11 protein-coding genes are annotated in these 11870 nt (G+C 71.5%); 5 read left to right on the plus strand and 6 right to left on the minus strand.

Annotation, left to right across the window (positions count from 1 at the left end):
• The first annotated feature begins 45 nt into the window (after positions 1–45).
• On the plus strand, positions 46–1296 hold the full coding sequence (locus tag ABT114_RS44460) for an AI-2E family transporter (RefSeq protein WP_351151297.1): 1251 nt from the start codon (positions 46–48) through the stop codon (positions 1294–1296).
• A gap of 95 nt (positions 1297–1391) precedes the next feature.
• On the opposite strand, the gene ABT114_RS44465 is transcribed toward ABT114_RS44460, so the two are convergent.
• Positions 1392–2216 carry a hypothetical protein gene (locus ABT114_RS44465; protein WP_351151299.1) on the minus strand — a complete coding sequence of 275 codons (825 nt, stop codon included), beginning with the start codon at positions 2214–2216 and terminating at the stop codon, positions 1392–1394.
• 350 nt (positions 2217–2566) lie between these two features.
• Between ABT114_RS44465 and recA the strand changes: the two genes are divergently transcribed.
• Together recA and recX are read left to right on the plus strand one after the other, a co-directional pair.
• Positions 2567–3700, plus strand: a complete 1134-nt coding sequence (recA, locus tag ABT114_RS44470; protein ID WP_351151303.1) for a recombinase RecA — start codon at positions 2567–2569, stop codon at positions 3698–3700.
• A gap of 3 nt (positions 3701–3703) precedes the next feature.
• Positions 3704–4462 (plus strand): recombination regulator RecX, encoded by a 759-nt coding sequence (gene recX / locus ABT114_RS44475; protein WP_351151306.1) that lies wholly within the window; start codon positions 3704–3706, stop codon positions 4460–4462.
• Between the two features lie 20 nt (positions 4463–4482).
• Here recX and ABT114_RS44480 read toward each other — a convergent pair whose 3' ends face one another.
• Positions 4483–4779, minus strand: a complete 297-nt coding sequence (locus ABT114_RS44480; protein WP_351151309.1) for a hypothetical protein — start codon at positions 4777–4779, stop codon at positions 4483–4485.
• 472 nt (positions 4780–5251) lie between these two features.
• Between ABT114_RS44480 and ABT114_RS44485 the strand changes: the two genes are divergently transcribed.
• A complete protein-coding gene (locus tag ABT114_RS44485; protein WP_351151312.1) occupies positions 5252–7804 on the plus strand; it encodes an FtsX-like permease family protein in 2553 nt (850 codons plus the stop codon).
• 232 nt (positions 7805–8036) lie between these two features.
• Complete coding sequence (locus ABT114_RS44490) at positions 8037–9008, plus strand: sugar ABC transporter substrate-binding protein (RefSeq protein ID WP_351151315.1); 972 nt, start codon at positions 8037–8039, stop codon at positions 9006–9008.
• Positions 9009–9058: 50 nt separating this feature from the next.
• Here the strand turns inward: ABT114_RS44490 and ABT114_RS44495 are convergent, their stop codons facing one another.
• The 4 genes from ABT114_RS44495 to ABT114_RS44510 form a co-directional block, all read right to left on the minus strand.
• Positions 9059–9460 carry a rhodanese-like domain-containing protein gene (locus ABT114_RS44495; RefSeq protein ID WP_351151318.1) on the minus strand — a complete coding sequence of 134 codons (402 nt, stop codon included), beginning with the start codon at positions 9458–9460 and terminating at the stop codon, positions 9059–9061.
• Entirely contained in the window at positions 9457–9993 is a 537-nt protein-coding gene (locus ABT114_RS44500) for a cupin domain-containing protein (protein ID WP_351151322.1), read from the minus strand. The genes ABT114_RS44495 and ABT114_RS44500 overlap by 4 nt, the downstream gene beginning before the upstream one ends.
• A gap of 69 nt (positions 9994–10062) precedes the next feature.
• Positions 10063–10149 carry a putative leader peptide gene (locus ABT114_RS44505; RefSeq protein WP_351151402.1) on the minus strand — a complete coding sequence of 29 codons (87 nt, stop codon included), beginning with the start codon at positions 10147–10149 and terminating at the stop codon, positions 10063–10065.
• Between the two features lie 79 nt (positions 10150–10228).
• Positions 10229–11830, minus strand: coding sequence for an FAD-dependent monooxygenase (locus tag ABT114_RS44510; protein ID WP_351151324.1), 1602 nt, complete (start codon positions 11828–11830; stop codon positions 10229–10231).
• Positions 11831–11870 lie beyond the last annotated feature (40 nt).

The raw sequence follows: 11870 nt of genomic DNA on the forward strand, positions 1-11870 counted from the left end.
GCAGGGCGCTAACCGATTGTCGGTGGCGTGGGCGAGACTTGGTCCGTGGCACCCACTGACGAGTCCGGGCAGTCCGCCCAGCACGCATCCCCGTTCGGTACGACGCCGCCGGACCGGCCCCCGGCCGACGGCGCCGCCGGGCCGAACGTACGCATGCCGCGCTGGCTGCCGCGGGCCATGGTGCTCGCGCTCGCGCTCATCGCCGTGTTCCAGCTCGGCAGTTGGGCCTTCCACCAGCTGACCGGACTGCTGATCAACATCCTCATCGCGTTCTTCCTGGCGCTCGCCATAGAGCCCGCGGTGAGCTGGATGGCCGCCCACGGTATGCGCAGGGGGGTCGCCACCTTCCTGGTGTTCTTCGGCCTGCTGATCGCGATCGCAGGCTTCGTCACCCTGCTCGGCTCGATGCTCGCGGGCCAGATCATCAAGTTGATCGAGGGCTTCCCGGACTACCTCGACTCGGTCATCAACTGGATCAACACGACGTTCCACACCGAGCTCAGACGGGTGGACATCCAGGAGGGCCTGCTCCACTCCGACTGGCTGAGGAAGTACGCGCAGAACAGCGCCGCGGGCGTGCTGGACGTGTCCACGCAGGTGCTCGGCGGCCTCTTTCAGCTGCTGACGGTCGGACTGTTCTCGTTCTACTTCGCCGCCGACGGGCCCCGGCTGCGCCGCACCCTCTGCTCCGTGCTGCCGCCCTCACGACAGGCCGAGGTGCTGCGCGCGTGGGAGATCGCCGTCGACAAGACCGGCGGCTATATCTACTCACGCGGGCTGATGGCGCTGATCTCGGGCATCGCCCACTACATCCTGCTGGAGGCCCTGGGCATCCCGTACGCGCCCGTGCTCGGTCTGTGGGTGGGCGTGGTGTCGCAGTTCATCCCCACCATCGGCACGTATCTCGCGGGCGCCCTGCCCATGCTGATCGCCTTCACGGTGAACCCCTGGTACGTCTTGTGGGTGCTGATTTTCGTCGTGGTCTACCAGCAGTTCGAGAACTACGTGCTGCAGCCCAAGCTGACCTCGAAGACAGTCGACATCCATCCCGCCCTCGCCTTCGGGTCGGTCGTCGCCGGCACCGCCCTCCTCGGCGCGGTCGGCGCGCTGATCGCCATCCCCGCGGTCGCCACGTTGCAGGCCTTCCTCGGGGCGTACGTGAAGCGGTACGCCGTCACGGACGATCCCCGGGTGCACGGGCACCGCAGACGTGGCGCGGCCTCCAGCCTGGTCACGCGTGCGCTGCGCTTGGGGCGGCGGCTGCGGGACGCCCGGTCCGGCGCAGGTTCCGGCTGAAAGACGACCGAGTCGGTACGTGCCGAGAAACGGCCCCAGGCGCGTACGTGCTGATGGACGTCCGGATGCGTACACGCTGAGAGAGCCGGGTCAGGTCAGTACGTGAGGACGGCCCATACTCCGGCGGCGGCGACGGCGGTGGCGTAGCAGCCGACCGCCATGGCCAGGATCCGGCGCCGGGCCGACTCGCTCCAGGGTGTGCGGGACAGCAGCCAGGCCAGCGCGGGCAGGGCCAGGACCGCGTGCAGGCTGACCCCGTGCAGCGGCTTGAGCGGAGCCGTCGAACGGTACGCGGCCTCCTGGTGGCCGGTGCGGGTGAGGACGACCCCGCGCGCGATCATCGCGGCGCCCGAGGCCAGCGCGACGAGCAGGACCGCGAATCCGGAACGCACCGCCAGCGGCATGCCCGCGGGGCCGGTCGGCCGGTGCCGGAAGGACGCGACCGCGAACACGGTGAGCAGCACCACGAGGACACCGCCGCCCACCGCGAGCGTCATGGACACCGCCGTGTCGAAGGGTGTCTCCATGTTCAGGTGCGAGGGCACCCGGCGCCACGCCTGGAGCGTGATGCCGCCGACCTCGACCACGCAGTCCGCGGCGAAGACGGTCAGCAGCGTGGTGCGCAGCCGGCGATCCATCCGCAGATACGACGTGATCCAGGCGACCGTGATGAGCGTCACACCGAAGGACAGTCCGAAGGTCACCGGCTTGCGCCAGGAGACGGGGCCGTCCCACGGGCCGCCGTCGACGGCGAACACCAGGAGATGGACGAGGCCGGAGAGGACCAGGACCAGGCCGGTCACCTGGCAGAGGCGGTCCGCGACCGGGCTCGGGGGGTGGGGGACGGCGCCGGGGAGTGTGCTCCTCCTGCGGCGGCTGTCCCGAACGGTCCTGTGCTCAACGGTCCTGTCGCTGCTCATGGTCCGAGCCTCGCGGGAATGCCGCATGCCGTCGTCGTCCGGCCGAAGGCAGTCGGCGTACGTCGGGAGGAGTGGCCGGCGGAGGCTCCGGGGAGCCCGGCGCGGAATCCGGCCCCTTGCCGGGGCGCGAACGTAGGCTCGGAGGTGGCGCGTGATGCGCTTGACACGAAAATCGAACATCCATTCTTATGGAGGCTCCGGCGAGGCTCTCGGAAGGCATTTCAGCCCGGTTTGGTGGGATGAGTACCCGAGTTATCCACAGGCCGGACCAGCGTCGGGGCGCATTGTCAGTGGCAGGCGTTAGCGTCTTTGACGTGAAGCGATCGACTCAAGCAAACCGGGTGGAACCCATGGCAGGAACCGACCGCGAGAAGGCGCTCGACGCCGCGCTCGCACAGATTGAACGGCAATTCGGCAAGGGCGCGGTGATGCGCCTGGGCGAGCGGCCGAACGAGCCCATCGAGGTCATCCCCACCGGGTCGACCGCACTCGACGTCGCCCTCGGGGTCGGCGGCCTGCCGCGCGGCCGCGTGGTGGAGGTGTACGGCCCGGAGTCCTCCGGTAAGACGACCCTGACCCTGCACGCGGTGGCGAACGCACAGAAGGCCGGCGGCCAGGTCGCCTTCGTCGACGCGGAGCACGCCCTCGACCCCGAGTACGCGAAGAAGCTCGGCGTAGACATCGACAACCTGATCCTCTCCCAGCCGGACAACGGCGAGCAGGCGCTGGAGATCGTGGACATGCTGGTCCGCTCCGGCGCGCTCGACCTCATCGTCATCGACTCCGTCGCCGCGCTCGTCCCGCGCGCGGAGATCGAGGGCGAGATGGGCGACAGCCACGTGGGTCTGCAGGCCCGACTGATGAGCCAGGCACTGCGGAAGATCACCAGCGCGCTCAACCAGTCGAAGACCACCGCGATCTTCATCAACCAGCTCCGCGAGAAGATCGGCGTGATGTTCGGCTCCCCGGAGACCACGACCGGTGGCCGGGCGCTGAAGTTCTATGCCTCGGTGCGACTCGACATCCGCCGCATCGAGACCCTGAAGGACGGCACGGACGCGGTTGGCAACCGCACCCGCGTCAAGGTCGTCAAGAACAAGGTCGCGCCGCCGTTCAAGCAGGCGGAGTTCGACATCCTCTACGGCCAGGGCATCAGCCGCGAAGGCGGCCTGATCGACATGGGCGTGGAGCACGGCTTCGTCCGCAAGGCCGGTGCCTGGTACACGTACGAGGGTGACCAGCTCGGGCAGGGCAAGGAGAACGCCCGTAACTTCCTGAAGGACAACCCCGACCTCGCCAACGAGATCGAGAAGAAGATCAAGGAGAAGCTGGGCGTCGGCGTGCGTCCGGAGGAGCCCACCGCGGAGCCGGGCTCGGACGCGGCGGTCTCCGCGACCACGGCCACGGACGATGCCGCGAAGGCGGTGCCCGCCCCCGCCGCTGCCAAGGCCGCAAAGACCAAGGCCGCGGCCGCCAAGAGCTGACCCGTGACACGACGAACCGACTGGGCCGAGTACGACCGCCTCGATGCTCCGCAGGAGCGGGGGAGGGGAGGTCACGGCGGCCCCGAAGGGGCGGACGACGGCGCGTACGGGGGTGAGCTGTCGCGGGGCGAGCGCGGCTCACCAGGTCGTGGCGGGCGCGGTCGTCGCCGACGGCGCGGTTTTGGCGAGCCGCCCGGCGACGCACAGGACGGAGGTCCCTCCTCCTCGTCGAGGGCCGAGCCGGGGGAGTCCTCGGGGGACCCGGCTGAGCGGGCGCGGGCGATCTGTCTGCGCCTGCTCACCGGCACCCCGCGCACGCGGAAACAGCTTGCCGACGCCCTGCGCAAGCGGGAGATCCCGGACGAGGTCGCCGAGGAGGTGCTGTCGCGGTTCGAGGAGGTCGGGCTGATCGACGACGGCGCGTTCGCGGGCGCCTGGGTGGAGTCCCGGCACCACGGTCGGGGGCTGGCCCGGCGTGCGCTCGCCCAGGAGCTGCGGACCAAGGGCGTCGACTCCACGCTGATCGACGAGGCCGTCGCCCAGCTCGACTCGGAGCAGGAGGAGGCGACCGCGCGCGAGCTCGTCGCACGCAAGCTGCGCGCCACCCGCGGCCTCGACCGCGACAAACGGCTCCGCCGCCTCGCCGGCATGCTCGCCCGCAAGGGCTACTCCGAGGGCATGGCCCTGCGGGTGGTCCGGCAGGCGCTGGAGGAGGAGGGCGAGGAGACGGAGTTCCTCACTGACGGGGAGTACGAGGGCTAGCCACCCTCGGCTCTCGGCCCTCATCCACCACGCGTTTCTCCACCCGTGCCGCCACTGCCGCTGCCACCGTCACGGCCGTCGGAGTACCGAGCGCCGCCGTCGTCATCGGGGTCCGGGCGCTCACTGGTGTCGTCCTCATCCGCGTCCACGCACTGCAGCCGCCCCTGCTGCCGTTGTCCAGGGGCCGCGTTGCGTATGGCTTCCTGGTCCTCGAGGCTGGAGCCGACGGCGCCGCCGATGCGCGAGACCGACGCGCCGAACCAGGCCGGTCGCAGGCAGTCGGTCCCGTCGTACCGTTCCCGACCGCATCGGTCCACACCCCTGTGTTCAGCAGCAGCCGGACCACCTTGCCCAGAGCGGCGAACCGCGCCGCGTACAGGCGCACAGATACCGGCAGATACCGGTTTCCCGGCCGTGCGGTGGGGGGCTAACCCCCCACCGAAGACGCCGGATCACCGCAGTGCACAGATATCTGTGCACAGACGACCGTGTACGCATGTCGTCGTACCGTTCCTGGGCAGCGCGTGGGAGTGAGCCCGTACACGGGCACGCCCCGAACGGTCTTGGGCGCTCCCCCACTGCTTCAAGGGCGTGGGAGGTACGCCCAGGTCGTCCACTTTCGCAACCGGTTGGCGACACGGATCGTGTCCGTGGTCCGGTCCCGGAAGGGCGGAGTCCCTCACGACCTGGCCCTGTGGGTACGGCCAGAGGCGACGGGGAGGCCCTGAACCATCTCCCTCGTGGAGCAGGGGCCAACCCGCCCCGAAACAGAAAAGAGACCGATCCCTCATGATGCTGCGCTACGCCCTCAAGACCATCCGCGCCCGCAAGGCCGGCTTCCTCGGCGCGTTCCTGGCGTTGGCCTGCGCGGCCGCCCTCATCGCCGCCTGTGGCACGCTCCTCGAAACGGGCCTGCGCGGCACGATCCGTACCGAGCGCTACGCCGCGGCCCCCGTCGTGGTCTCCGCCGACCAGAACGTCCACCAGACCACGGTCAAGCACAAGAAGGGCAAGACCAAGGTCAAACACAAGGCCAAGCCCATCGCCGAGCGCGCCTGGCTCCCGGCGAGCCTGGAGCGCGCCATCGCGGACACCCCGGGCGTCGCCCGTGTCGTCCCCGAACTCGCCTTTCCAGCCCAGCCGTTGACCCGGTCCGGCACCGGTGGCCGTACTGCCTACGGCCACTCCTGGGACTCCGCCGCCCTGACCCCGTACCGGCTCACCGCCGGCACCGTCCCCAGGGCCGTCACCGACCTCGTCGTCGACAACTACCTTGCCGAGCGCGCCCATCTGAAGCCCGGCGACAGCCTCACCGTGCAGTCGACGCAGGCCCCGCGCAGCTACCGCATCACCGGAGTCGCCGCCCCCGTCACGGACGTACGCCACCAGACGTCCCTCTTCTTCTCGGCCGCCGAGGCCCGCCGCCTTGCCGCGCACGGCGGACAGGTCACCGCGTTCGGTGTGTTCCCGGCCGAGGGCACGGACCCGGACGGGCTGCGCGAGACGCTGGCCAAGGCGCTGCACGACGCCGTGCCCCCGCCGGCGTCCGGCACCACCCCCCAGGTCACCGTCGGCGACGACCGCGGACCCGTCGAGTTCCTGGACGCGGCCGCGGCCCGCACCCGGCTGGTCAGCATGGGCGGTGCGATGGGCGGCACCTCGCTGCTCGTGGCGGTCCTCGTGGTCGTCGGGACCTTCGTGCTCTCCGTCCAGCAGCGCCACCGCGAGCTGGCCCTGCTCCGTGCCATCGCCGCCACCACCGGGCAGATCCGCAAGCTGCTCGGCCGGGAGGCGCTGATCGTCGGAGCGGTCGCCGGCACGGTGGGTGGCCTCGCGGGGCTCCCGCTGGGCGGCTGGCTGCACGGCAGGTTCGTCGCCATGGGTGCTGTGCCCGCCACGCTTCAGCACACCGTCAGCGTCTTCCCGCTGTTCGCCGCCCTGGCGGCGACCGTGTTCGGCGCCTGGGCCGCCGCACGGGTCGCCTCCCGCCGTATCGCCCGGATCCGCCCGGCCGAAGCGCTCGCCGAGGCCCGGACCGAGCGCGACCGCCCCGCCTGGGGCCGCGTCCTGACCGGTCTGCTTCTGCTCGCCGGCGGTGCCGTTCTCGTCGCCGTGCTCAGCGGGCTGCGCACCGAGCCCGCATCAACTCCCGTGACTTTCCTGGCCGTTGTCGTCCTGTCCACCTCCGTCGCGCTGCTCGGCCCGTTCCTGGTCAGGGCGGCCGCTCTGCTGCTCGCCGGCCCGCTGCGGCTCACCGGTCCCGGAGGCAGGCTCGCCACCGCCAACCTCCGCGGCAACGCCGCCCGTATGGCCTCCGTCGTCACCCCCCTCACCCTCCTGATCGGCATGACCTGCACCGTCCTGTTCGTCCAGCCCACGCTCGGTGACGCGGCCCGCACGCAGGTCCGCGAGGGCGTCCGCGCCGACTGGGTCGTCGCCTCCCAGGGGCCGGGCGTCCCGGCCGCGGCCGCGCGCACGCTCCGTACACGGGACGACGTCGTCACCGAAGTCGTCCGTACCACTGTCCGGGTCGGCCTGGACAAGTACGCGGCGCAGGGCGTCACCCCCGCCGGCCTCGCCCGCACCTGGGACCCGGACGTCACCGCCGGCTCCCTCGACCGGCTCACCGAGCAGGCCGTGGCCGTCAGTGAACTGGCCGCGGACCAACTCCACCTGACGCCCGGCAGCACGCTGAAGCTCACGCTCGGCGACGGCACGCCCGCCACACTCACCGTCGCCGCCGTCTACGCCAAGGGCCTCGGCTTCGGGGACCTCACCTTCGCGCACGACCTGGTCGCACGGCACGTCGACAACCCGCTGGCCTCCTCCGTCCTCGTCAGCACGCACCGCACACAGACACAACTCGCGACTACGCTCCGTGAGTTCCCGGGCCTCCGGATTCTTTCCCCGGCGGCCGCCGACTCGCTCCAGGCCGAGCGACAGCAGGCGAACGCCGAGGTCAACTACCTCGCCATGGGACTCGTGCTGGCCTTCACGGCCATCGCCGTGGTCAACACGCTGGCCATGTCGGTCGCCGAACGCGTCCGGGAGTTCGCGCTGTTGCGCCTCGCCGGGGCGACCCGCCGCCAGGTACTACGCATGCTGCGCTCCGAAGCCTTCTCCGTCCTGCTCCTCGCCACGGCCCTCGGCAGCGCCATCGCCCTCTCCGTTCTGACCGCGTTCAGCGTGGGCATGACCGGCAGCGCGGCCCCGGCCGTCACACCCCTGCTGTACGTCGCGGTGATCGCCGTGGCCGGACTGCTCGCCCTCGTGGCCACGGACCTGCCGGGACGCGCGGCCCTCCGGATCCGTGCGGTGACTGTGGCGACGGCCAAAGAGTGACCCCGAAGGCACCTTCTGTCACAGCCACGCCGAGTCGTCCCACGTTAGAGGCTGCTGCGCCGCATGAGAGCCCTGTGGCGCGCAGCTTTACGTTGCGTTCCCGAAAGGGTGCCGTTCTTCCGCCCGGCTGTACCGTCTGCTGCCGTCAGCACGGCCCAGCGAACCTTGCCGCCGTACGTCCGGAAAGTCGCGAATCCTGCTCCCCCGTACGTCCCCGAAAGGCGGCCCCTACATGCCCGTGCCCGCTCGCCACCGAAGAACGCTGGTCGCCTCGGCCCTCGGTATCAGCCTGCTGCTCAGCGGATGCGGCCTGAACCAGGACGTGTCCTCGGACGCGGTCACCGGCACCATCACCTTCGGGTTCGTCAACGGAGGCACCACGAAGTTCCACACGTGTCTGCAGGATTCCATCGAGGCGGAGACCAAGAACTACCGCGCCAAGCTCTACACGGCCAACTCCGGCCAGGACGCCGCGACCGAGCTGGCCAACATCGAGGACATGATCGCGAAGAAGGTCGACGCGCTGATCGTGCAGACCGTCAACGTCGACGCTCTCAAGGACGACATCGCCAAGGCGAAGGCCTCGGGCATTCCGATCTTCCTGACCTCGGTCGCCCCCGACGACACGTCCGACCTCCTCGGCGCCGTCGTGGTCGACCTGAAGAAGGTCGGCAGCCTCGACGCCGACTGGATCAGCCAGGACGCGGGTGGGAAGGACGTCCGGGTCGGCATCGTCGCGGGTGCCCCCGGCGCCGCCTCCGACCTGCTCGTGGGCGGCTTCAAGGGCGCCCTGCCGGCGAACGCGAAGGTGGTCGCCAACGAGCCCGGAATGTACGACCCGGACAAGGCGCGGGACGTCGCCAAGAGCATGATCAAGGCCCACCCCGACCTGGACTACGCCTTCGTCGCGAACGAGGAGATGGCCTTCGGGGTCCGCAAGGCCTTCGACGCGGCCGGCCGCACGGACGTGAAGATCGTGACGGTCAACGGCACCGACGAGGCCCTGGCCGCCCTCAAGGACGGCCGCTTCTCCGCCACTGTTTCCAACTCGGCAGCGGACACCGGCACACTGGCGGTCACCAACGCCGTCGCCCTGCTGCGCAAGGAGAAGCGGGTCGACAGGATTGCCCAGGCACGCCTCCGCCTCGTCACCAAGGACAACGCGGACACGGCCCCGCTCTACTGCTCGTCGGACGGCCTCTGAGCCGGGAGCGGCGCAGTCCTGGTCCGAGGCCGGGAGCGGCGTAGTCCGGCCTACGACGTCACCGGCAGCCCCGCCGCCTTCCACGCCTGGAACCCGCCGATCAGGTCGGTGGCACGGTGCAGGCCCAGCTGATGCAGGGAGGCGGTGGCGAGGCTGGAGGCGTAGCCCTCGTTGCAGATCACGACGATGCGCAGGTCGTGGCTCGTGGCCTCGGGGGCGCGGTGGCTGCCCTGGGGGTCGAGGCGCCACTCCAGTTCGTTGCGTTCGACGACGAGCGCCCCCGGAATCACGCCGTCCCGGTCGCGCAGTGCCGCGTACCGGATGTCCACCAGCAGCACCTCGCCCGCCTGGGCGGCGTCGTACGCCGCCCGCGCCTCGATCCGCTCGTAGCCCTCGCGTACCCGTTCCAGCAGCGCGTCGATGCCGGTCGCTCGCTCGCCCGCGCCGCTCACTGCCAGTCCTCCGGACGCTCGACCTGCTCCAGGCGCAGCACCGGCCCCGTACGGCTGTAGCGGCGGATCTGCGGCAGCGGGGGGTAGTAGGCGTGCACGGAGACAGCGTGCTCCTCGGCGGACTCGTTGAGGACCTCGTGGACGTGGTGGCGGCCGAAGGAGCGCCCCCGCCCGGCCGGAAGCCGGCGTTCCCGGTCCACGCCGTCGGAGAGTTCCAGGGTCTTCCAACCGTCGGTGGGCAGCCGCGCGGCGAGCGAGTTCTCCTTGAGCTCGCCCTGCGCGGTGAGGAAGGCGCCGACCGAGTCGGCGTGGTCGTGCCAGCCGGTGCCCGTGCCGGGTGGCCAGCCGATCAGCCAGGCCTCGCTGCCGCCGGGCCCCTCCAGGCGCACCCAGGTACGGCCCTCGGGGTCGAGCGGGAGCGAGGCGATCAGCTCGGCGTCGGCGGCGGTGCGCCGTACGAAGTCGAGGAGGTCCGCCTGGGTGGGGACCTGTACAGGCGTGGGGACTGAGGGAGCGACAGACACGTGCACCATCCTGATCAGCGTTCGCGAGAGCGCGCGGAAGCACATGGGTGGCGCGCGCGGGTGGAGAGGGAGGCGAATTCAGCAGGACGGGCGACACACGCAGCCCGCGTAGCGGACGAGGTCCATGTGGACCCTCCGCCAGAGGTGCACGCAGGTGTCGGTCACGATCCGGAGTAGACCATGCCGGTGCAGCGTGGTCAACTCACCGTCACTATGTGGACCGCAGTGTGACGGTGGGTCGCGGTCACGTCGAAACGGAACCGGCCGTGGCCTCCGCGCGGGTCGGGCCGCCCAGCGTCGCCTCGGCCGCCGCGTACAGATCGGCCGGGCGCACCCCGTTCAGGGCGGTGACCAGATGGCCGTCGGGGCGGACGAGGAGCACGGTGTGGGCGGCCGCACCCGGGTAGCTCTCGGCCACCAGCAACTCGGCGGGGTGCGGCAGCGCGGTCACCGCGGCGGCGAGCCGGGGCATGATCCCGGCGGTCACCCAGTGCTTGCGCTCCCACACGCCGGTGCCCGGCGCGACCAGGACGACCAGCAGCGCGCCGCGGCCGAGCCGGTCCTGCAGCCGTACGAAGGAGCCGTCCTCCGCCGTCACCCGCACGTCCGCGACCTGCGCGCCGGGCGGGGTGTCCACGGGGACCTCCGCATCGAGGTGCGGGGGCGCGAGCGGCGAGTCGGCGTACGCCCCCGGCTCGCCCAGCGGGCCGCGCCCCAGGTGACCGTCCAGGAGCAGCGCGTCGTGGCCCCGGGCGGCGCCGGGGACGTAGGCGCGCAGGCCTCCGCCGCCGCGCAGCAGCGGCAGCACCTGGTCGGCGGCGCGCAGCCGGGCGGCGACGACGGCGCGCCGCTCCGCCTGGTAGCTGTCGAGCAGCGCCTCGTGCGGCCCGTGGTGCCAGGCCAGGGCCAGCTTCCAGGCGAGGTTGTCGGCGTCGCTCAGGCCCTCGTCCAGCCCCTGCGTGCCAAGCGCGCCGAGTAGATGCGCCGCGTCCCCCGCAAGGAAGACCCGGCCCGCGCGCCAGCGGCGGGCCAGCCGGTGGTGGACGGTGTGGACACCGGTGTCCAGCAGTTCGTACGGCGGTGTGGAGCTGCCCGTCCAGCCTGCGAGCGTCTCCCGGACGCGGGCCACCAGCAGCTCGGGCGTGACCAGGTCCTTGCCGGGCGGCAGCAGCCAGTCCAGCCGCCAGATCCCGTCCGGCAGCGGACGTCCGGTGACTTCCCCGGCGGAGGGACCGGACGTCCGCCACGGCGGCATCCGATGGAGCAACGCCTGGTCGGCCCACGGAAGTTCCGTGCGCAGCGCGGCCACGGCGTGTCGCTCCACCGCCGTACGGCCGGGGAAGCGGATGTCCTGGAGCTTGCGCACCGTCGAGCGGGGGCCGTCGCAGCCGACCAGGTAACTGCCGCGCCACCACATGCCCTTGGCGCCGCGGGTGTGGGCCGTGACGCCCGAGGGCTCCTGTTCGACGGTGTCGAGGCGGCTGTCCACGGCGACCTTGACGAGCCGCTCGCCGGCGAGCGCCGCGCGCAGGGCACCGGTCAGCACGTGCTGGGCGATGTGCAGCGGAGCGGGCTCGGTGTCCCCGAACGTGATCTCGGTCATCACCTGCTTGCGCCGCAACGACCGCCATCCGGCCCAGCGGACGCCGACCTCGGCGAGCGGCACCCCGGTCAGCCGTTCCACGAGCGCGGCGGTGTCCTCGCGCAGCACGACACTGCGCGCGAGGCGGGGTTCGTCCTTGCCCGGGCCCTCGTCGAGGACGACCGACGGAACCTCCTGGCGGGCCAGCGCCAGGGCGAGCGTGAGCCCCACGGGCCCCGCTCCGACGATGATCACCGGGTCCACGGCGCGGCGCCCCCTGCCTGCGGCGGCGTCCTCGGCGACA

The organism is Streptomyces sp. NPDC002088 (assembly GCF_040296605.1).
GTDB lineage: Bacteria > Actinomycetota > Actinomycetes > Streptomycetales > Streptomycetaceae > Streptomyces.